Origin of the sequence: Streptomyces sp. NBC_00536, assembly GCF_036346295.1 — a bacterium.
Taxonomy (GTDB): domain Bacteria; phylum Actinomycetota; class Actinomycetes; order Streptomycetales; family Streptomycetaceae; genus Streptomyces.
On sequence record NZ_CP107819.1, the window covers coordinates 5,905,771 to 5,925,893 of the forward strand.

At 70.9% G+C, this 20,123-nt stretch carries 18 protein-coding genes; 11 read left to right on the forward strand and 7 right to left on the reverse strand.

Annotated elements, in window-relative coordinates; all coding sequences use genetic code 11:
• Window positions 1–124: 124 nt before the first annotated feature.
• The 3 genes from OHS33_RS26450 (at window position 125) to OHS33_RS26460 (ending at window position 3,480) form a co-directional block, all read left to right on the forward strand.
• A complete protein-coding gene (locus OHS33_RS26450) occupies window positions 125–1,564 on the forward strand; it encodes a gamma-aminobutyraldehyde dehydrogenase (RefSeq protein WP_330332895.1) in 1,440 nt (479 codons plus the stop codon).
• Window positions 1,565–1,692: 128 nt separating this feature from the next.
• The gene (locus OHS33_RS26455; RefSeq protein WP_330332896.1) at window positions 1,693–2,871 is read left to right on the forward strand and encodes a polyamine ABC transporter substrate-binding protein; all 1,179 of its coding nucleotides are present in this window, start codon (window positions 1,693–1,695) and stop codon (window positions 2,869–2,871) included.
• A 111-nt stretch (window positions 2,872–2,982) separates the two neighbouring features.
• On the forward strand, window positions 2,983–3,480 hold the full coding sequence (locus tag OHS33_RS26460; RefSeq protein ID WP_330332897.1) for a hypothetical protein: 498 nt from the start codon (window positions 2,983–2,985) through the stop codon (window positions 3,478–3,480).
• On the opposite strand, the gene OHS33_RS26465 is transcribed toward OHS33_RS26460, so the two are convergent.
• The 5 genes from OHS33_RS26465 to OHS33_RS26485 form a co-directional block, all read right to left on the reverse strand.
• Entirely contained in the window at window positions 3,470–4,684 is a 1,215-nt protein-coding gene (locus OHS33_RS26465; RefSeq protein ID WP_330332898.1) for a serine hydrolase domain-containing protein, read from the reverse strand. The two genes, OHS33_RS26460 and OHS33_RS26465, sit on opposite strands and share 11 nt — an antisense overlap.
• 166 nt (window positions 4,685–4,850) lie before the next feature.
• Window positions 4,851–5,585, reverse strand: coding sequence for a response regulator transcription factor (locus tag OHS33_RS26470; RefSeq protein ID WP_330332899.1), 735 nt, complete (start codon window positions 5,583–5,585; stop codon window positions 4,851–4,853).
• Window positions 5,582–6,796 carry a sensor histidine kinase gene (locus tag OHS33_RS26475; RefSeq protein ID WP_443065469.1) on the reverse strand — a complete coding sequence of 405 codons (1,215 nt, stop codon included), beginning with the start codon at window positions 6,794–6,796 and terminating at the stop codon, window positions 5,582–5,584. The genes OHS33_RS26470 and OHS33_RS26475 overlap by 4 nt, the downstream gene beginning before the upstream one ends.
• Entirely contained in the window at window positions 6,796–7,494 is a 699-nt protein-coding gene (locus tag OHS33_RS26480; protein WP_330332900.1) for a glycerophosphodiester phosphodiesterase, read from the reverse strand. The genes OHS33_RS26475 and OHS33_RS26480 overlap by 1 nt, the downstream gene beginning before the upstream one ends.
• 21 nt (window positions 7,495–7,515) lie before the next feature.
• Entirely contained in the window at window positions 7,516–8,541 is a 1,026-nt protein-coding gene (locus OHS33_RS26485) for an adenosine deaminase (RefSeq protein ID WP_330332901.1), read from the reverse strand.
• 110 nt (window positions 8,542–8,651) lie between these two features.
• Here OHS33_RS26485 and OHS33_RS26490 point away from each other — a divergent pair, with 110 nt between their 5' ends.
• A complete protein-coding gene (locus OHS33_RS26490; protein ID WP_330332902.1) occupies window positions 8,652–9,422 on the forward strand; it encodes a DUF4190 domain-containing protein in 771 nt (256 codons plus the stop codon).
• A 72-nt stretch (window positions 9,423–9,494) separates the two neighbouring features.
• Here OHS33_RS26490 and OHS33_RS26495 read toward each other — a convergent pair whose 3' ends face one another.
• Window positions 9,495–11,141: a TROVE domain-containing protein gene (locus OHS33_RS26495; protein WP_330332903.1), complete on the reverse strand. Its 1,647-nt coding sequence runs from the start codon at window positions 11,139–11,141 to the stop codon at window positions 9,495–9,497.
• A gap of 366 nt (window positions 11,142–11,507) precedes the next feature.
• A complete protein-coding gene (locus OHS33_RS26500; RefSeq protein ID WP_330332904.1) occupies window positions 11,508–12,059 on the reverse strand; it encodes an NADAR family protein in 552 nt (183 codons plus the stop codon).
• A 174-nt stretch (window positions 12,060–12,233) separates the two neighbouring features.
• On the opposite strand from OHS33_RS26500, the gene OHS33_RS26505 reads away from it, so the two are divergent.
• The 7 genes from OHS33_RS26505 to OHS33_RS26535 all read left to right on the forward strand — a co-directional run bounded on the left by OHS33_RS26505 (window position 12,234) and on the right by OHS33_RS26535 (window position 20,110).
• On the forward strand, window positions 12,234–13,748 hold the full coding sequence (locus OHS33_RS26505; RefSeq protein WP_330332905.1) for a gamma-aminobutyraldehyde dehydrogenase: 1,515 nt from the start codon (window positions 12,234–12,236) through the stop codon (window positions 13,746–13,748).
• A 48-nt stretch (window positions 13,749–13,796) separates the two neighbouring features.
• Window positions 13,797–15,050, forward strand: a complete 1,254-nt coding sequence (locus OHS33_RS26510) for an ABC transporter substrate-binding protein (RefSeq protein WP_330332906.1) — start codon at window positions 13,797–13,799, stop codon at window positions 15,048–15,050.
• A gap of 85 nt (window positions 15,051–15,135) precedes the next feature.
• Window positions 15,136–16,287 (forward strand): ABC transporter ATP-binding protein, encoded by a 1,152-nt coding sequence (locus OHS33_RS26515; RefSeq protein WP_330332907.1) that lies wholly within the window; start codon window positions 15,136–15,138, stop codon window positions 16,285–16,287.
• Window positions 16,284–17,207, forward strand: a complete 924-nt coding sequence (locus OHS33_RS26520; RefSeq protein ID WP_330332908.1) for an ABC transporter permease — start codon at window positions 16,284–16,286, stop codon at window positions 17,205–17,207. Before OHS33_RS26515 ends, OHS33_RS26520 begins: the two co-directional genes overlap by 4 nt.
• Entirely contained in the window at window positions 17,207–18,013 is an 807-nt protein-coding gene (locus OHS33_RS26525; RefSeq protein ID WP_330332909.1) for an ABC transporter permease, read from the forward strand. Before OHS33_RS26520 ends, OHS33_RS26525 begins: the two co-directional genes overlap by 1 nt.
• 58 nt (window positions 18,014–18,071) lie before the next feature.
• Window positions 18,072–19,490 (forward strand): NAD(P)/FAD-dependent oxidoreductase, encoded by a 1,419-nt coding sequence (locus OHS33_RS26530; protein WP_330332910.1) that lies wholly within the window; start codon window positions 18,072–18,074, stop codon window positions 19,488–19,490.
• A gap of 143 nt (window positions 19,491–19,633) precedes the next feature.
• Window positions 19,634–20,110 (forward strand): hypothetical protein, encoded by a 477-nt coding sequence (locus OHS33_RS26535; RefSeq protein ID WP_330332911.1) that lies wholly within the window; start codon window positions 19,634–19,636, stop codon window positions 20,108–20,110.
• Window positions 20,111–20,123: the final 13 nt, after the last annotated feature.

The following is a 20,123-nucleotide window of genomic DNA, read 5'->3' on the forward strand; positions in this document are numbered from 1 at the left end:
CTGAGGTCTCTGATTGCGCGGATTTCGTAGTTCGCGACGTCCGGCTCTGTCGAAAGCGTCTCCCGAACCGCTAGGCTGGGGTTTTGTCTCAACCATTGGACATGTGATCAGGAGAGTGGCCGTAGTGACCAGCGAACTGCGTCGTCTGCGCAACTACATCGGTGGGGAGTTCAAGGACGCCGCCGACGGGCGGACCACCGAGGTGGTCAACCCCGCCACGGGCGAGGTGTACGCCACCGCCCCGCTGTCCGGGCAGGGCGACGTCGACGCCGCCATGGCCGCCGCCGCGGCCGCCTTCCCGGGCTGGCGCGACACCACCCCCGCCGAGCGCCAGAAGGCCCTCCTCAAGATCGCGGACGCCTTCGAGGCGCGCGCCGAGGAACTGGTGGCCACCGAGTCCGAGAACACCGGCAAGCCGCTGGGCCTCACGGCCAGCGAGGAGCTGCCGCCGATGGTGGACCAGATCCGCTTCTTCGCGGGCGCCGCCCGGCTGCTCGAAGGCCGCTCGGCCGGCGAGTACATGGAGGGCATGACCTCCATCGTGCGCCGCGAGCCGGTCGGCGTCTGCGCCCAGGTCGCGCCGTGGAACTACCCGATGATGATGGCCGTGTGGAAGTTCGCCCCGGCCATCGCCGCGGGCAACACCGTGGTCCTCAAGCCCTCGGACACCACCCCGGCCTCGACGATCCTGATGGCCGAGATCATCGACCAGATCCTGCCCAAGGGCGTCTTCAACGTCGTCTGCGGCGACCGGGAGACCGGCAAGGCGATGGTCGAGCACCACACCCCGGCGATGGCCTCCATCACCGGTTCGGTGCGCGCGGGCATGCAGGTCGCCGAGAGCGCCGCCAAGGACGTCAAGCGGGTCCACCTGGAGCTGGGCGGCAAGGCCCCGGTCGTGGTCTTCGAGGACGCCGACATCGCCAAGGCCGCCGAGGACATCGCGGTCGCGGGCTTCTTCAACGCCGGCCAGGACTGCACCGCGGCCACCCGCGTGATCGTCCACGAGTCGATCCACGACGAGTTCGTCGCGGCGCTCGCCAAGAACGCGGCCGACACCAAGACCGGTCAGCCGGACGACGAGGACGTGCTCTACGGCCCGCTGAACAACCCGAACCAGCTGAAGCAGGTCGCGGGCTTCATCGAGCGCCTCCCCGCGCACGCCAAGGTCGAGGCGGGCGGCCACCAGGTCGGCGAGAAGGGCTACTTCTACGCCCCGACCGTGGTCTCCGGCCTCAAGCAGGACGACGAGATCATCCAGAACGAGGTCTTCGGCCCGGTCATCACCGTCCAGTCCTTCACGGACGAGGCGCAGGCCCTGGAGTTCGCGAACGGCGTCGAGTTCGCCCTCGCGTCCTCGGTGTGGACCAAGAACCACGGCCGTGCGATGCGCATGTCCAAGAACCTCGACTTCGGCTGCGTGTGGATCAACACCCACATCCCGCTGGTCGCCGAGATGCCGCACGGCGGGTACAAGAAGTCCGGCTACGGCAAGGACCTCTCGGCCTACGGCTTCGAGGACTACACCCGCATCAAGCACGTGATGACCTCGCTCGACGGCTGATCGGAAGCTGATCGACAGCTGACCGGTCACCGGCCCGTCGGCGCATCGTTCACCGCCGTTCGCTCCAGGGGTGGGCAGTAGACAACATGTCTATTGCCCGCCCCTTCGCGTTCGCCCAGTCTGTGCGCATGCCTGAACTCGCTCTCTCCCGCCGCGCGGCACTGCGCGGCCTCGGTGCCGCGGGCCTGCTGGCCGGCCTCGCCGGCTGTGGTGTGCCCGCCGCTTATGTCCCGGAGGACCGACGGGAAGGCGCGGACCGGTCCGGTGACGACCGGAGCCTGGCCTTCGCGAACTGGCCGCTCTACATCGACACCGACGAGAAGGACGAGACCCGGCGCCCGACGCTGGACGCCTTTTCGAAGCGGACCGGCATCGAGGTGAAGTACACCGAGGAGATCAACGACAACGACGAGTTCTTCGGCAAGGTCAGCCCGGCCCTGATGAACCACCAGGAGACCGGCCGCGACCTCGTGGTGGTCAGCGACTGGATGGCGGCCCGCTTTGTCCGGCTGGGCTGGGCCCAGACGATGAACCGCGCGGCGCAGCCCAACGTGGCCAAGCACCTGGACCCGCAACTGCGGTCCCCGGCCTTCGACCAGGGCCGTCTGCACACGGTCCCCTGGCAGTCCGGGATCACCGGCATCGCCTACAACCGCAAGGCGCTGGGCCGCGAGATCAAGTCCACCAAGGAGCTGTGGCACCCGGACCTGGCGGGCAAGGTGACGCTCTTCTCCGGGCTCGACGAGTCCTTCTCCCTGCTGATGCAGGGCAACGGCGCGGACGTCACGCGGTGGACCGAGTCGGACTTCCACCGGGTGTGCGACCAGGTCGAGGAGATGGTCCGCAAGAAGCACATCCGCCGCTTCACCGGCAACGACTACACCTCGGACCTCAGCAAGGGCGACGTGCTCGCCTGCCAGGCCTACTCCGGCGATGTCATCCAGCTCCAGGCCGACAACCCCGACATCGAATTCGTGGTTCCGGAGGAGGGCGCCGAACTGTGGGCGGAGAGCCTGCTGATCCCGAACCTCGCCCGGCACAAGGCAAGCGCCGAGGCCCTGATCGACCACTACTACCAGCCCGAGATCGCCGCCGAGCTGGCCGCCTCCGTCAACTACGTCTGCCCGGTCCCCGCGGCCCGCGAGGTGCTGGCCGGGTCCGGCGACAAGGACACCGCCGAACTGGCCGCGAATCCGCTGATCTTCCCCGATGACGAGATGCGCAAGCGGCTCGTGGTGGCCCGGGACATCTCGACGGCGGAGCGGCAGCCCTTCGCGAAGCGCTGGAACGCCATCGTCGGTCTCTGATCGAAGGAGGAGCGGGAGGAGGAGCGGCCCACGGTCACGGTACGGCCACGGAACTGAACGTGTTCAGAGATTTTGCTGAACGCGTTCAGAAATCGGCGTACCCTCCATCCCATGATCGAAAGAAGCGTGCTCCTGCGCCGGATCAGGATCTGGCTGGCCCTTTTCATCGTCTGCCTCGTGCTCAGCGGGCTCACCGCCTTCCCGCTGGTCAGCGAGCTGCATTGGGCCAACTCCCTGGCCTCCAACGAGTGGCTGCGGCGCGTGGGCGACGGGCTGAACCGGGCCGACGCGGACTATCCCTTCCTCCTCTACGGAACGGACTGGCTCGCCTTCGCCCACCTGGTGATCGCGGTGTTCTTCTACGGGGTCCACCGCGACCCGGTCCGCAACATCTGGATCGTCGAGGCGGGCATGATCGCCTGCGCCGGCATCGTCCCGCTGGCCCTGGTCTGCGGGCCGATCCGCGGCATCCCGTTCTGGTGGAGCGTCATCGACATGTCGTTCGGCGCCTTCGGGGTGATCCCCCTGCTGGTGCTGCGCCGCATGATCAAGCGGCTGGAGGCGATGGACGGCGCACCGGAGGTGGCGGTGGCGGCCGCTACTTCTTGAAGGCGGCCATCACCAGCTTGAAGGCTATGGGGTTCATGTCCAGCCCCTTGGCGTCCGTGGAGTTGACCGAATAGACCAGGGTGCGGGACAGGTCGCGCGTCGCGCCGATCGCCGTGTTGTATCCGGGCCGGCCACCCGTCTTGCCCCAGGCCACCACGCCGCCGGGGAGCACGAACCGCTTCATGCCCGCCGTCAGATCCGCGTCCCCGCCCTCGACGTTCTTCACCTCGGGCACGGTGAACATCTCCTCCAGCTGCGCCTTCGGTACGAGCCGCCCGCTGAACAGGGCCACGGTGAAGCGCTCCAGATCCGCCGTGGTCGAGATGAGGTCGCCCGCGGCGAACTGCTCGGAGGCGTTCCAGTCGCTCACATCGACCAGCTCCCTGCTCCCGCCGGTCCCGGTCACCGCCTGGTAGCCGTGGTTGTGCGGCCCCTGGATCCGGACCCGCACCGGGCCGGGGAAGGAGGTGTCGCGCAGCCCCAGCGGCCTGATGACCCGCGCCTCGACGGCCTTCGCGTACGAGGTGCCCGTCAGCTTCTCGATCAGGACGCCCAGGATCGTGTAGTCGATGTTGAGGTACTCCTGCTTGGTCCCCGGGGCGAAGTCCGGCCCCTTGGCCACCGCGTTGGCGATCATGGCGTGCGGGTCCCAGATGTCGAACCGGTGGGCGTAGGCGGCGTCGAAGGTGTCCCCCGGACCGTCGGCCGACTGGATGCCGCTCGTGTAGTTGAGCAGCTGGCGCACCGTCACGGGCTGGAAGGTGTCCGGCAGCAGCCCCGGCAGATAGTGCTGAACGGACTGGTCGAGGCTCACCTTGCCCTCGGCCGCCAGCTGGAGGACCACCGCGGCGGTGAAGGTCTTGGTCACCGACCCCACGCGGAACCGGCCCTCCTCGATCGCGGCACGGCCGCTGCGGATGTCCGCGACACCCGAACTGCCCTGCCAGCTCCCGCTGGTGCCGCCCACACGGACCAGCGCGGCGGTCGCGTCCTTGTTCCCCGCGCCGACTCCCGCGATCGCCTCCGCCAGCGCCGCCGCGTTGGGCGCGGTCGGGACCATGGGCGGCGTGGCGCCCGTAGCGGCCGAGGGCGAAGACGAGGACGAAGGTGATGCCGGAGCCGGAGCGGCGTGGGCGGCGACCGGGCCGGAAGCGATCCCCAGGACCAGGGTCGCGGCGATCAGAGTGCGTGTACGAGCGTTCATGGTGATTCCCCCGTGAGCTGCTGTGAACCGGTGTGGGTTCCGGGGGCCACCGCGGCTCCCGATGACTCAATGGTGCTGCTCACGGGGGTGGTTGCGGATCACCAGCGAGAGGGGTCTTCACCGGTGTGACAACTCACCGGCGCGGGGGAGTCGACGCGCCCACCTCTCACTCCCCAGAGGGAGAAACCCCAGAGGGACAACCGGCGGGAGCCGTCGTCCCGGCCGCGATCAGCCCCGTCTCGTACGCGCAGATCACAGCCTGGATCCGGTCCCGCAGCCCGAGCTTCGCCAGCACGTTCCCCACATGCGACTTGACCGTGTGTTCGCTCACCACCAGCGCCGCCGCGATCTCCGCGTTCGACAGCCCCCGCCCCAGATGCAGCAGGGTCTCCCGCTCCCGGGCCGTCAGTCCCTCCAGCCGCCGCGCCCCCTCGGCGGCCGCGGCCGACTCGGCCGCCGCCCCGCGCCGGCCGTGCGCCGTCGCTGCCGTGTACTCCTCGATCAGTCGCCGCGCGACCGACGGGGCCAGCAGGGACTCGCCCGCCGCCACCACCCGTACCGCGTGCACCAGATCGTCCCGCCGCACGTCCTTCAGCAGGAAGCCGCTGGCCCCCGCGTGCAGCGCCTCGTACACGTACTCGTCCGCGTCGAAGGTCGTCAGCATCACCGTCCGGCAGGCGCTCCGTGCCGAGATCGTCCGGCACGCCTCGATCCCGTCCATGACCGGCATCCGGACGTCCAGCAGCGCCACGTCCGGCGCCAGGTCCCGCACCGCGGCCACCGCCGCCGCGCCGTCACCGACCTCCGCGACGACCTCGATGTCCTCCTGGACGTCCAGGATCATCGCGAAACCGCTGCGCACCAGCTCCTGGTCGTCCGCCACCACCACACGGATCGTCAATTCCCCACCTCCAGCGGCGAGGTTACAGGCGTGGTTACAGGCGTGATCGCGAGGCTGACGCGCAGCCGGAACCCCCGCCCGCCCGGCGCCGGACCCGACTCGGCCGTTCCGCCGTGGGCCGCCGCCCGCTCCCGGATCCCGATCAGCCCGTGCCCGCCGCCCGCCGCCCGCGTCGCCGCGCCCGTCGCCGGCCCCCGCCCGTCGTCCGTCACCGTCACCCCGAGCGCGCGGGGCCCGTACTCCAGGGTGACCGTCACCCGCGTCGCCCCGGCGTGCTTCACCACGTTCGTCAGCGCCTCCTGCACCACGCGGTGCACGGTGGCCTCCAGCGCGGCGGGCAGCGCCCGGACCTCGCCGGTCCGCTCGTACGCCACCTCCAGTCCGCTGCCCCGGACCCGGTCCAGCAGGTCCGCCAGCTCCTCGATCCCGGGCTGCGGCCGCCGCGGCGAGGTGTCGTCCGTGCGCAGCACCCCCAGCATCGTCCGCAGCTGGGTCATCGCGTCCCGGCCGGTCTCCGCGATGGCCTCGAAGGCGGCTTCCGCCCGCTCGGGGGCGCGCCGCACGGCCACCGGGCCGGCCTCCGCCTGCACGATCATGATGCTGACGGCGTGCGAGAGGATGTCGTGCATCTCCCGGGCGATCCGGGCCCGTTCCCGGGCGGCGGCCTGTTCCGCCTCGATCCGGTTCGCCCGCTCCAGTTGCGCCGCGCGGTCCTCGACCGCGGCCGTGTACGCCTGCCGGGTGTGCTGGAGCCGCCCCAGCGCGTAGGCCGCGCCCGAGACGAAGAGGGTGAAGAGCAGTTCGCGCGCCGTCCCGGTGCCCCGGCCCACGGACACGGCGACCGCGAGGACCGTGAGCGCGCCCACCGCCAGCCGGACCCGGGCCGTGCACAGCAGGGCGACCGTGTAGAAGGCGATCAGTCCCGCGTACGGGATCGGCTGCCCCGGCCCGTCGACCGCCAGTTTGTACGCGCCGCCGACCGCCAGGATCGCGACCAGCACGGTGACCGGAGCGCGCCGCCGCCAGATCAGCGGGAGCACGCCGAGCGTGGTCATCGCGTACGAGGCCCAGTCCGCGGGCGGCACCTCGGCCGACCGCGGCACCACGAAGGGCATCGTGACGGCCAGTTGCACCAGCAGCGTCAGCCCGAGGTCCTGCGTGCGCGGATCGGCGCGCCGGATCGCCCGGGTGACGTCCCCCCAGTCCGGTATCACCGGCCGGCGCCGGCCCGTACGGCGGCCAGCGCGTCCACCCGGTTCGTGGTGACCGAGTCCACCCCGGCCGCCAGCATCCTGCGCATGGACCGCTTGGTGTCCGGGGTCCACACCGACACCAGCAGCCCGTCCGCGTGCAGCGCGTCCACCAGCCCGCGCTCCACCAGCCCGAAGCGGTAGTTGAGCCAGGCGGGCGTCACCGCGTCGATCAGCACCCGGCGCGGCGGGTTCAGCGAGGTCCAGGTCAGCGCGATCTCCGCGCCCGGATCGGCGGCCCGGACGGCGAGCATCGTGTTCCCTCCCGCGCAGTAGTACGCGCGGTCGCGCGCCCCGCACTCGCGGACCTGGCCCACCACCGTCCGTACCGCCTCCGGGCTCGCGCCCGGCAGGTCGATCATCACGCGCCCCGCGCCCGTGGCGATCAGCGCCTCCCGCAGGGTCGGCACCCGGCCCTCGGTCAACTCCCGCAGCTGCGGGGCCGTGACGGCGTCGAGCCGTACGTCGTGGCCCCACAGCCGCTGGAGGGTGTCGTCGTGCAACAGCACCGGGACCCCGTCCCGGGTCAGCCGGACGTCGATCTCGACGGCGTCCGCCCCGCGTTCGAACGCGGAGCGGAGCGAGGGAAGGGTGTTCTCACGGACGCGGTAGGGATCGCCGCGGTGGCCGACGGCAGTCAGAGTGCGCATGACCCCCATTCTCCGCGGGCGCCCGGGGTGTCAGGGAGCCAGCCACGCCTCGGTGTACGCGTCGATCTCCGCCGCCAGCTTCGCCTTGCCCGCCGGGTCGAGGAAGGAGGCCTCGACGGCGTTCTTCGCGAGCCGCGCCAGACCGCGTTCGTCCAGCTCCAGCAGGCGCGCGGCCACCGCGTACTCGTTGTTGAGGTCGGAGCCGAACATCGGCGGGTCGTCGCTGTTGATGGTGACGAGCACGCCCGCCGCGACCATCTCCTTGACCGGGTGCGCGTCGAGGTCGGTCACCGCGCGCGTGGCGATGTTGGAGGTCGGGCAGACCTCCAGCGCGATCCGGTGCTCGGCGAGGTACGCGAGCAGTTCCGGGTCCTGGGTGGCGCTGGTGCCGTGCCCGATGCGCTCGGCGCCCAGGTCGCGGATCGCGTCCCAGATGGTGCCGGGACCGGTGGTCTCGCCCGCGTGCGGGACGCTGCGCAGACCGGCCGCGCGCGCCTGGTCGAAGTACGGCTTGAACTGCGGGCGCGGGACGCCGATCTCGGGGCCGCCGAGGCCGAAGGAGACCAGGCCCTCGGGGCGCAGGTCCACGGCGAGCCGGGCGGTCTCGGCCGCGGCTTCCAGCCCGGCCTCGCCGGGGATGTCGAAGCACCAGCGGAGGATGACACCGAGTTCGGCCTCGGCGGCCTTGCGGGCGTCCTCGATGGCCTCCATGAAGGCCTTCTCCTCGATGCCCCGGCGGGTGGAGGAGTAGGGGGTGATGGTCAGTTCGGCGTACCGGATGTTCTGCCGGGCCATGTCGCGGGCGACTTCGTACGTCAGGAGGCGGACGTCGTCCGGGGTGCGGATCAGGTCGACGACCGAGAGGTACACCTCGATGAAGTGCGCGAAATCGGTGAAGGTGAAGTAGTCGGCGAGCGCCTCGGGGTCGGTCGGGACCTTGGAGTCCGGGTGCCGGGCGGCCAGGTCGGCCACGATGCGCGGTGAGGCCGAACCGACGTGGTGGACGTGGAGTTCGGCTTTGGGCAGCCCCGCGATGAAGGGGTGCAGATCGGGCATGAGGAGTCTCCGTCGGGACGCGCGTGCGGGCAGGTCTGGGGTTCATCGTAGGCAGCCCGGGGCATGTCGGTGGCAGCCCGTAGCATGGCTGTACGAGAGGGGGGCGCCGTATGACCGAACAGAGCCCCGAGCCCAGGGACCCGTGGGCGCCGCCGGAGCGGCCCGCCGTGGATCTGGGCAAGCAGCAGGGCGCGCCGGGGGGCGCTCCCGCTCCGGGCGCGCAGGGAACGCCGGGACCGCAGGGCGCTCCGGGCGCGCCGGACCCGTCGGGCGTGCACGACCAGCCGACGCTCATGGGAATGCCGGGCGCGGAGAGCGGTGGCCCGTCCTTCGGCGCGCCGCAGCCGGGGCCCGGATTCGCCCCGATACCGGGGGCGGCTCCGATACCCGGGGCGCCGTCGGCGCCCGCCTACGGGTATCCGGCGCAGCCCGCCCCGCCCGCGCCCGGTGCGCCCGGTGCCTACGGGTATCCGGTGGAACCGAACGCGTACGGCTACCAGGGCTATCCGGGATACCCCGGGTACCCGGGCCAGCCCGGCTACCCGGGCGGTTACGCGGCCCCGCGCAACGGATTCGGCGTCACCGCGCTGGTCCTCGGCATCGTGTCCGTGGTCGGCTGCATCACCAGCGTCATCGCGATGATCGTGGGCATCCTGGCCGTGGTCTTCGGCGTCCTGGGCCGCCAGCGGGCCACGCGCGGCGAGGCCAACAACGCGGGGATGGCCCTGGCCGGCCTGATCCTGGGCATCGTCGGGATCGTGCTCGGCGGGCTCATGCTCGCGGCGATCGTGACCGGCATCATGGACGAGAGCCGGAAGGACCCCTACACCACGCCGCACGACTCCCCGGCCTCGGTCTCGCAGACGCCCTTCGGCACCTGAGCCGGCGCGTTCACGGTACGGACGCGCTCACCGTACGGGCGTACAGCGTGCCCGCGCCCGTACGGTGACGGCTCACGCCTCCCAGGGCCAGCGAGCGTCGCGGCCGTCCTCCAGCAGGGACACCATGCGGAACGCCGCGTCGGTGAGCCCGCCGAAGACGTGCCGGTTGGCGCGGCCCGAGGGGCCGTGGCCCACCCGGTAACCGGCGAGGTTCCAGGTGTAGACGGGGACGTCCGGCGGTACCTGCTCGGTCGGGTCACCGGCGTGGTGGTACGCGGCCTGCTCGTCGGTGACGATCAGCACCCGGTCGTGCCCCGCGTAGTGCTTCCGTACCGCCTCGGTGGTGTCCGTGCCGCCGAGGTCGCCGAAGCGCTCCAGCAGCTTCAGGACCGACTCGCCCTTGGTGTACGGCACGACCGCGCTGCCCGTGCCGAATTCGACGAGGTCCGCGCCGGCCGCCCGCAGGGCCAGTGCCGAGCCGAAGACCGCCGCCGCGTCCGCCCGGTTGAGCTGGGAACGCTCCGACAGCGGCTCCCACATGGAGCCCGACCGGTCGACCAGGATCAGCGTCCGGCCCGGCAGCGCGGGGACGGCCCCCAGCGAGTGCCCCAGCGCCCGCTCCAGCGGGTAGGCCCAGCGCAGCGAGGGCGCGTGCTGGTAGGCGGCCAGATAGCGGAAGGGGAACTGCCGGGACCGGGCGACCGCCTCCGGGTCGCTGATCCGCTCCGCGACGGCCGCCGCCACCTCGTCCGAGACCCCCGCCCGGTCGAAGTTGCGCAGGTTCCGCAGCAGGGCCATCGATCCCATGGACGGGATGACCGCCTCCCAGGCAGCCGCGTCCAGCGGCCCCTGGAGCCAGCCGGCCAGCGCCTCCCAGGTCATCCCGGCCGCCGCGAGCCGCTCCGCGCCGCCGGGCCCGGTGACCACGCCCCGCCGCTCGTCGACGGGCAGTTCCATGAGCGCCCGGTGGGCGGTCAGGGTACGGGCGCCCTCGGGCGGGACCGCGGACTCCGGGTGGTGGCGCCGGTCCAGGGCGTACCGGAACAGCTCGCCCTGCCACGGCTTGGCCGGATCGGGTGAGGCGTGCACGAGGTTGAGGACATCGCCGAAGCGGTAGGCCCGCCCGGCGGAGGCGGTGTCGTACTTCAGCAGCGACCCGGCGGTGTAGAGACGGCGCACGGCGTCGGCGACCCCGCGCTTGACGGGCTTGGGCACGGCACGGCCGTGGGTCGCCGTCCAGTACGCGAGCAGCTCGCCGGGCTCGTCGGCCCGCCGCAGCACCGAGTCGACGACCTGCCGGTTCGAGGGCGCGTCCAGGGCTCCCGCGCCGTCGGCGCCCCCCTCAGAGCCACCTGACGCGTCGAGGCGGGCCTTGACGTACTCGGCGGCCCCGACGAGCGCCGCGGTGCGCATGTTCGCGTCCCCGCGCAGCCAGCCGAGCAGTCCGGCGGTCCACCGTGGGTCCCGGACGGCCAGCTCGCGCACCAGCGCGGTGTAGCGGTCGTCGCGCTGACCGGCGTCCTCGTGGAAGGTCCGCTGCGTCACGAAGTTGGCGACGGCCAGCAGGAAGAGTTCGGAGCGTGCGTCCCGCAGTCGGCCCCGGCCGCCCAGCGCGGTCGCGGCGGACCCGCCGGGCCCGGCGGTGGACCGTACGGGCGAGTGTGGAGCACCCTGCGGCGCGGGCGCGGGCGCGGTCGTGCGCCGATTGAAACGAGCCATGCGAATCCCCCCGAATTCGTACAAGGAAAGAGCGTGCGAGCGCGCGGGGGACGGCGAGCGTGGGGGATGCCCGAGATCAAGGTCGGTGACGGTGTAGTCGCCTGCTCTACCAGACTGAGCTACCGGCCGGAGCCGGGCGGGATTCGAACCCGCGACACATCGATCCGGAAGGAACCGTCGCCTGCGCACCGGGCATCCTCCACGCACGTCTCCCGAGATCGGATCGGCAGCGGCGGTTTCGTGGAAGAAGGAGCCGCGGCCCGCGCACCGGGACACGTCGTCACTGTAGGAGCAGGGCTCCGCACTCCGCCACGGCTTTACCGCGGCCCCTCAGCCCCGCGCGGCCCCTCAGCCCTGCGCCGCCCCTCAGCCCTGTGCGGCCAGCCGCTCCCGGGCCTCCATCAGCGCGAAGCCCAGCAGGTTCAGGCCGCGCCAGCGCGCCGGATCCAGCGCCTTGGGATCGTCGGCCGCCAGCCCGATCCCCCAGATCCGGTCCACCGGGGACGCCTCCACCAGCACCCGCTTGCCGGTGCCGAGGAGGTACGCGCGCAGTTCGGGCGAGGAGGCGAATTTGGCCGTGCTGCCCGCCACCACGATCCCGAAGCGCTCGCGCTCCCACGTGTCCGGGTCGAAGGCGCGCACCAGCCGACCGGCGTTCTTCGCCTGCGCGGGGCTCTTCGCCGCCAGCGCCGCGCGCTCCGCGTCCGCGTCCCCGAACAACCGTGCCTTCTCGGCCATCATCCAGTGTTCGGCGGTGGCGTAGCGGACCTCACCCACGGTGAAGGGCGCGGGCCACCACTGACTGAGGCAGCTCGGGCCGAGCGTCCCGTCGGGCCGGGGCGCGTGTCCCCAGAACGGCAGATACTTGACTCGTTCACCCCTGTTGACCTGCTTGATCAGTCCGTCGATCTTCTCCATGCACGCGAGTCTGACAGCCGCCACGGACACTTCGTACGGGATTTGAGGTCCTCCTCGACACATGGTCGACCGATTCCGTCGCGTAATCAAAAGGCAACAACGGAATCACTTGGCGGAGGGCAGCCCCTCTGCCAGGATCGGCACTCAATTCGAGCTGTAGCTACGGAGAGCGCGATGGGCAACCGCTTCCAGGTCAAAGACCGATTCGCAGACGGCGCGCAATACATCGACGGCCGGCTGAGAGCCGGTACCTCGGGCGCGTCACACACCGTCGTCGACCCGGCCACCGGCCACGAGGTCCTCACTTACGAACTGGCGAGCACGGCCGATGTCGACGAGGCCGTCGCCGCCGCCAAGCGGGCCTTCCCCGGCTGGTCCGGGGCCACCCCGGGCGAGCGCTCGGACGCCCTGCACCGGCTGGCCGGCGTACTGGCCGAGCAGGCCGCGGACTTCGCCTTCGCGGAGTCCCTGCAGTGCGGCAAGCCGGTGAAACTGTCCACGGAGTTCGACGTACCGGGGACCATCGACAACACCGCCTTCTTCGCGGGCGCCGCGCGGCACCTCCAGGGGCAGGCCGCCGCCGAGTACTCGGGGGACCACACCTCTGCCGTGCGCCGCGAGGCGATCGGCGTGGTCGGCTCCATCGCCCCCTGGAACTATCCGCTCCAGATGGCGGCCTGGAAGATCCTCCCGGCGATCGCCGCGGGCAACACGATCGTCCTGAAGCCGGCCGAGCTGACCCCGCTGACCTCGCTGATGTTCGCCCAGGCGGCCCAGCTGGCCGGGATCCCCGACGGCGTGATCAACATCGTCACCGGCGCGGGCCGCACCGCGGGCGAGCACCTCGTGGGCCACCCCGACGTGGTCATGACCTCCTTCACCGGCTCCACCGGGGTCGGCAAGCGGGTCGCCGAGATCGCCACCGCCACCGTCAAGCGGCTCCACCTGGAGCTGGGCGGCAAGGCCCCCTTCCTGGTCTTCGACGACGCGGACCTGGAAGCGGCGGCGCACGGTGCGGTCGCCGCCTCGCTGATCAACACCGGCCAGGACTGCACGGCGGCCACCCGCGCCTACGTCCAGCGCCCGCTGCACGACGCCTTCGTCGCCCGGGTGGCCGAACTGATGGAGACCGTCCGGCTCGGGGACCCCTTCGACCCCTCCACCGACCTGGGCCCGCTCGTCTCGCACGCGCAGCGCGACCGGGTCGCCGGTTTCGTCGAGCGCGCCCGCGGCTACGCCACGGTCGTCACCGGTGGCGAGATCCCGGGCGGGGACCTCGCCGACGGCGCCTACTACCGGCCCACCCTGATCTCCGGAGCGGCCCAGGACAGCGAGGTCGTGCAGTGCGAGATCTTCGGCCCGGTGCTCGTGGTCCTGCCCTTCGACAGTGACGACGAGGGCATCGCGCTGGCCAACGACACCCCGTACGGCCTCGCGGCCTCCGCCTGGAGCCGCGACGTCTACCGGGCCGGCCGGGCCACCCGCGAGCTGAAGGCGGGCTGCGTCTGGGTCAACGACCACATTCCGATCATCAGCGAAATGCCCCACGGGGGCTACAAGGCCAGCGGTTTCGGAAAGGACATGAGCGCCTACTCCTTCGAGGAGTACACGCAGGTCAAGCACATCATGTACGACATCACCGCGGTCGCCGAGAAGGACTGGCACCGCACGATCTTCGGGGACAGATAACCATCGCTGCCTGACCAGCGGCCCACCCCTCCCGAAAGGGCACAGCTCATGGAGCAGTTCGAGCCCGACCGCCTCTCGGCGGCGCAGCTCGCCGCGATGCGGCGCAGTCTCACCAGCGGGCGCGGCGCCCTGACCCGCCGTTCGCTGCTGCGTGCCTCCGGTGTCGGAGCGCTCACCCTCGGCGGCCTCTCGGCGCTGAGCGCCTGTGGCATCCCGCCCGCCAAGCGGGCCGGGACCGGCGAACAGGCGGCCTCGGACGACCACTCGGCCCAGGAGAAGGAGATCAACTTCTCCAACTGGACCGAGTACATGGACACCAGTGACGACCAGAAGACCCGTCCCACGCTGGACGAGTTCACCAAGCGCACCGGCATCAAGGTCAAGTACTCCGAGGACATCAACGACAACGTCGAGTTCTTCGGCAAGATCCGCCCCCAGCTCGCGGCCGGCCAGGACACCGGCCGCGACCTGATCGTCGTCACCGACTGGCTGGCCGCGCGCATCATCCGGCTCGGCTGGGCGCAGAAGCTCGACCCCGCACTGCTCCCGCACGCCTTCGCGAACCTGTCCCCGCAGTTCCGCAGCCCCGACTGGGACCCGGGCCGTTCCTACAGCTACCCCTGGACCGGCATCTCCACCGTCATCGCCTACAACGCCAAGGCCACCGACGGCAAGAAGGTCGACTCCGTCACCCAGCTCCTGGACGACCCCACGCTCAAGGGCCGGGTGGGCTTCCTCACCGAGATGCGCGACAGCGTCGGCATGACCCTCCTCGACCAGGGCAAGGACCCGGCGAACTTCACCACCGCGGACTTCGACGGCGCCATCGGCCGGCTCCAGAAGGGCGTGGACAGCAAGCAGATCCGCCGCTTCACCGGCAACGACTACACGGCGGACCTCGACAAGGGCGACATCGCGGCCTGCCTCGCCTGGGCGGGCGACATCATCCAGCTCCAGGCGGGCAACCCCGACATCAAGTACGCGATCCCCGCGGCCGGTTACATCACCTCCAGCGACAACATGCTGGTCCCGGCCCACGCCCGGCACAAGGCGAACGCCGAGAAGCTCATGGACTACTACTACGAGCTGCCCGTCGCCGCCCAGCTGGCCGCGTACATCAGTTACGTCTGCCCCGTCGAAGGCGTCAAGGACGATCTCGCCAAGATCAACCCGGCGCTCGCGGACAACACCCTGATCGTCCCGGACAAGGCGATGACCGCCAAGTCCCACGCCTTCCGTTCCCTCAGCAGTGAGGAAGAGACGGCGTACGAGGAGAAGTTCACCAAGCTCATCGGCGCCTAGCCGACCGCGCCTCCGGCCGACCCGCAGGTCCGGCCCCTGGCTCCCGTTCCGGCCCCTTGACCGCACCCAACTCCGGGATCCCTCCATGACTGACAAGACCGAGGGCGGCGACGTCCGCCTCACCGGGATCAGCAAGCACTACGGCTCCTTCACCGCCGTGCACCCGCTCGATCTCACCATCCCCCAGGGCTCCTTCTTCGCCCTGCTCGGCGCCTCCGGCTGCGGGAAGACCACCACCCTGCGGATGATCGCCGGACTGGAGGAGCCCTCGACCGGTACGGTCCACCTCGGCGACACCGCCGTCACGCACCTCCCGCCGTACAAGCGCCCGGTGAACACCGTCTTCCAGAGCTACGCGCTCTTCCCCCACCTCGACGTCACCGAGAACATCGCCTTCGGGCTGCGCCGCCGCGGCATCAAGTCCGTGAAGAAGCAGGTCGACGACATGCTGGAACTGGTCCAGCTCGGCCAGTTCGCCCAGCGCAAGCCGCACCAGCTCTCCGGCGGCCAGCAGCAGCGCGTCGCCGTCGCCCGCGCCCTGATCAACCACCCCCAGGTGCTCCTCCTCGACGAGCCGCTCGGCGCCCTCGACCTCAAGCTGCGCCGCCAGATGCAGCTGGAACTCAAGCGCATCCAGACCGAGGTGGGCATCACCTTCGTCCACGTCACGCACGACCAGGAAGAGGCCATGACCATGGCCGACACGGTCGCCGTGATGAACGGCGGCCGGGTCGAGCAGCTCGGCGCCCCCGCCGAGCTGTACGAGAACCCGCGCACCACCTTCGTCGCCAACTTCCTCGGCACCTCCAACCTCATCGAGGCCGAGGTCCTGGAGAGCAGCGCCGCCGACATCACCGTCAGCTCGGCCGGAACCAAGCTCAGGCTGCCCGCGGCGCGATGTTCGACCACGCCCCGCACCGGCGGAAAGCTGCTGGTCGGCGTGCGTCCCGAGAAGATCTCCCTGGCCCACGCGGACGAGGAGCACACCATCGCGGCCGGCCGCAACAAGGTCCCCGGCCGGATCGTCGACTCCTCCTTCATCGGGGTCTCCACGCAGTTCATCATCGACAGCCCGGTCTGCCCCGAGCTGGAGGTCTACGCCCAGAACATCGAGCGGGACGCGCGCCTGGCCCCCGGCGCCGAGGTGATCCTCCACTGGAACCCCGAGCACACCTTCGGCCTCGACGCGGACCAGGACATCGACGCGGGCGCGCTGACGGTGGAGGAGGGGGTATGACCGCCACCGAAGCCCCGCCCCGGGCGGCCGCGGAGCCCCCGGTCCACAAGCCCTCCGTGCGCAAGCGGCTGATCCCGTACTGGCTGCTGCTCCCCGGCATCCTGTGGCTGCTCGTCTTCTTCGTCCTCCCGATGGTCTACCAGGCCTCCACCTCGGTGCAGACCGGTTCCCTGGAGGAGGGCTTCAAGGTCACCTGGCACTTCCAGACCTACTGGGACGCCTTCACCCAGTACTACCCGCAGTTCCTGCGCTCGCTGCTCTACGCGGGCACCGCGACCGCGCTGTGCCTGCTGCTCGGCTACCCGCTGGCCTACCTGATCGCCTTCCGGGCGGGACGTTGGCGCAATCTCCTGCTGATCCTGGTCATCGCGCCGTTCTTCACCAGCTTCCTGATCCGCACCCTGGCCTGGAAGACGATCCTGGCCGACGGCGGTCCGGTGGTCGGCGTCCTGAACAAGATCGGGTTCCTGGACGTCACCAGCTGGCTCGGGATGACCGAGGGCGACCGGGTGCTCGCCACGCCGCTCGCCGTGGTGTGCGGTCTGACGTACAACTTCCTCCCCTTCATGATCCTGCCGCTCTACACCTCGCTGGAGCGGATCGACACCCGCCTGCACGAGGCGGCCGGGGACCTGTACGCCCGCCCCTTCACCACCTTCCGCAAGGTCACCTTCCCGCTGTCGATGCCGGGCGTGGTCTCGGGGACCCTGCTCACCTTCATCCCGGCGAGCGGCGACTACGTCAACGCGGAACTGCTCGGCTCCACCGACACCCGCATGATCGGCAACGTGATCCAGTCGCAGTACCTGCGGATCCTCGACTATCCGACCGCGGCCGCGCTGTCCTTCATCCTCATGGCCATCGTGCTGGTCATGGTCACCGTCTACATCCGCCGAGCGGGAACGGAGGACCTGGTCTGATGAGCACTCTCTTCACCCGGCTCCGGCGCGATCTCGTGGTCATCGCGGGCCTCGGCACGCTCGCCTACCTGATCCTGCCCAACATCGTCGTCACGGTCTTCTCCTTCAACAACCCCACCGGGCGGTTCAACTACGCCTGGCAGGAGTTCTCGCTCGACGCCTGGAAGGACCCCTGCGGGGTCGCCGACATGTGCGGCTCCCTCTCGCTGTCCCTCCAGATCGCCGTGTGGGCCACCCTCGGCGCGACCGTCCTGGGCACGGCGATCGCCTTCGCCCTGGTCCGCTACCGGTTCCGGGCGCGCGGCGCGGTCAACTCGCTGATCTTCCTGCCCATGGCCATGCCCGAGATCGTGATGGCCGCCTCGCTGCTCGCGCTCTTCCTCAACATGGGCATCCAGCTGGGCTTCTGGACGATCCTGATCGCCCACATCATGTTCTGCCTCAGCTTCGTCGTCGCCGCCGTCAAGGCCCGTGTCCTGTCGATGGACCCGCGGCTGGAGGAGGCCGCCCGCGACCTCTACGCGGGACCCGTGCAGACCTTCGTGCGGGTCACCCTGCCGATCGCCGCCCCCGGCATCGCGGCGGGCGCGCTGCTCTCCTTCGCGCTCTCCTTCGACGACTTCATCATCACCAACTTCAACTCGGGCAACACCGTCACCTTCCCCATGTTCGTGTGGGGTTCGGCTCAGCGCGGTACGCCCGTGCAGATCAACGTCATCGGCACGGCGATGTTCGTCATCGCGGTGCTGGTGGTCCTCGCCGGCATGACGATCGGCAACCGCCGCAAGAAGGCCCAGCCCAAATAGGGCCCAGGCCACCTGAGGCGCAGTCCAAGTAACAGCATTCCGTAGGGAGTTGGAAGACATGGCCCCAGTTGCCATGCGCACCGCTGCACGATCCCTTTCCGAAGCACTGCCGGTCTCGTACTGGCTGGACGACCCCGGCAAGCCCGCCCCCGAGCCCGCCCTCACCGGCGACGAGCGCTGTGACCTGCTGGTCATCGGCGGCGGCTACAGCGGGCTGTGGACCGCGCTCATCGCCAAGGAGCGCGACCCCGGCCGGGACGTCGTCCTGATCGAGGGCCACGAGGCGGGCTGGGCCGCCTCGGGCCGCAACGGCGGCTTCTGCGCCGCCTCCCTCACCCACGGCCTCTCCAACGGGCTCGCCCGCTGGCCCGGCGAACTCGCGAAGCTGGAGGAGCTGGGCGCCCGCAACCTCGACGAGATCGAGGCCGCCGTCGCCCGCTACTCCATCGACTGCGACTTCGAACGCACCGGTGAGATCGACGTCGCCACCGAACCCCACCAGGTCGCGGAGCTGCGCGAACTCCACGAGGAAGCGAGCCGCCTCGGCCTCGCCGACGGCTCCGAATGGCTGGACCGCGACGCGCTGCGCGCCGAGGTCGACTCCCCGACCTTCCTCGGCGGCCTCTGGGACCGCGAGGGCGTGGCCATGCTGCACCCGGCCAAGCTTGCCTGGGGCCTCAAGCGGGCCTGCCTGGGCCTCGGCGTGCGGATCTACGAGAACACGCGCGGCCTGGACCTGACCGCCGCCGGCGCCGGGATGGCCGTACGCACCCCCTACGGGCGGATCTTCGCGCGCCGGGTGGCGCTCGGCACCAACATCTTCCCCAGCCTGGTCAAGCGGATCCGCCCGTTCACCGTGCCGGTCTACGACTACGCGCTGATGACCGAGCCGCTCAATGCCGAGCAGCTCGCCGCCATCGGCTGGAAGAACCGGCAGGGGCTCGGCGACAGCGCCAACCAGTTCCACTACTTCCGGATCACCTCCGACCACCGGATCCTGTGGGGCGGCTACGACGCCATCTACCCCTACGGCGGCAAGCTCGACGCGGCGCACGACCACCGCCCCGAGACCTACCTCAAGCTCGCGGAGCAGTTCTTCACCTGCTTCCCGCAGCTGGCGGGCCTGCGCTTCAGCCACGCGTGGGGCGGGGCGATCGACACCTGCTCGCGCTTCTCGGCGTTCTTCGGCACCGCGCACGCGGGCAAGGTGGCCTACGCCGCCGGGTTCACCGGGCTCGGAGTGGGGGCCACCCGCTTCGGCGCGGACGTGATGCTGGACCTGCTGGACGGCGTACGCGGGGAGCGCACCGGGCTGGAGATGGTGCGCAGCAAGCCGCTGCCGTTCCCGCCCGAGCCGTTCGCCTGGACCGGGATCGCGCTGACCAAGTGGTCGCTGGCGCGCTCCGACGCCCGGGGCGGGCACCGCAACCTCTGGCTCAAGACGCTGGACCGGTTCGGCCTCGGCTTCGACAGCTGATCACGCGCCCGGCGCACAACCGTCAGCGCCGTGTGACCCGCTTCACTACCAAGGAGTAACGGAACCCGCGTCATCATCGCCCCCGGCGCCGCTCTCTCCGGACGAGGACCTTCCTCGACGACGGAGCGATCGGAGGCCGGGCGATGACAGTCCCGGGGACCAAGACGGCAGTGGAGTGGCTGGTATCGGTGGCGCCGGACCCGGACGCCTGCCGGCGGGAATGGGAGCACAACCCCCTCGGGGTGACGCTGCTGCCCGCCGGACGGCGCTGGGACGTGCTGATCCTGCCGGGGGAGCTGGGCCAGGCCACCCTCGACGTCCTGAACCTGCTCATCGAGAAGCCCGGCCCGGTGCTCGCCGATTTCGGCGACGCCCGGCTGGGCTTCTTCGTGCCCGCGGGCACCGCCTCGCGCTGGCTCGGTACGGGCGTGCGCGGCGCCGGGCGCGGCACCTGGATCGTGGTCCCGTACCCGGGGCGGGCGACCGGCGGGGTGCGCTGGCTGGTGGTGCCGGACGGGCACGGCACGCTCACGGATCCGGCGGTGCTGGAGCTGGCGATGCACGAGGCGGCGGCGCAGGTGGCGGGGGCCGCGTCGGCGAAGGAGGGCCGCAAGCCTTGACAAGAGCATTGGT

Bases quoted from the DNA above. Each gene is read 5' to 3' on its own strand.
- OHS33_RS26480 (WP_330332900.1), bottom strand. From the start codon at position 7,494: ATGGGGGTCATGCGCACTCTGACTGCCGTCGGCCACCGCGGCGATCCC.
- OHS33_RS26525 (WP_330332909.1), top strand. From the start codon at position 17,207: ATGAGCACTCTCTTCACCCGGCTCCGGCGCGATCTCGTGGTCATCGCG.
- OHS33_RS26515 (WP_330332907.1), top strand. From the start codon at position 15,136: ATGACTGACAAGACCGAGGGCGGCGACGTCCGCCTCACCGGGATCAGC.
- OHS33_RS26500 (WP_330332904.1), bottom strand. From the start codon at position 12,059: ATGGAGAAGATCGACGGACTGATCAAGCAGGTCAACAGGGGTGAACGA.
- OHS33_RS26460 (WP_330332897.1), top strand. From the start codon at position 2,983: ATGATCGAAAGAAGCGTGCTCCTGCGCCGGATCAGGATCTGGCTGGCC.
- OHS33_RS26530 (WP_330332910.1), top strand. From the start codon at position 18,072: ATGGCCCCAGTTGCCATGCGCACCGCTGCACGATCCCTTTCCGAAGCA.
- OHS33_RS26510 (WP_330332906.1), top strand. From the start codon at position 13,797: ATGGAGCAGTTCGAGCCCGACCGCCTCTCGGCGGCGCAGCTCGCCGCG.
- OHS33_RS26485 (WP_330332901.1), bottom strand. From the start codon at position 8,541: ATGCCCGATCTGCACCCCTTCATCGCGGGGCTGCCCAAAGCCGAACTC.
- OHS33_RS26505 (WP_330332905.1), top strand. From the start codon at position 12,234: ATGGGCAACCGCTTCCAGGTCAAAGACCGATTCGCAGACGGCGCGCAA.
- OHS33_RS26465 (WP_330332898.1), bottom strand. From the start codon at position 4,684: ATGAACGCTCGTACACGCACTCTGATCGCCGCGACCCTGGTCCTGGGG.
- OHS33_RS26535 (WP_330332911.1), top strand. From the start codon at position 19,634: ATGACAGTCCCGGGGACCAAGACGGCAGTGGAGTGGCTGGTATCGGTG.
- OHS33_RS26455 (WP_330332896.1), top strand. From the start codon at position 1,693: ATGCCTGAACTCGCTCTCTCCCGCCGCGCGGCACTGCGCGGCCTCGGT.
- OHS33_RS26490 (WP_330332902.1), top strand. From the start codon at position 8,652: ATGACCGAACAGAGCCCCGAGCCCAGGGACCCGTGGGCGCCGCCGGAG.
- OHS33_RS26495 (WP_330332903.1), bottom strand. From the start codon at position 11,141: ATGGCTCGTTTCAATCGGCGCACGACCGCGCCCGCGCCCGCGCCGCAG.
- OHS33_RS26520 (WP_330332908.1), top strand. From the start codon at position 16,284: ATGACCGCCACCGAAGCCCCGCCCCGGGCGGCCGCGGAGCCCCCGGTC.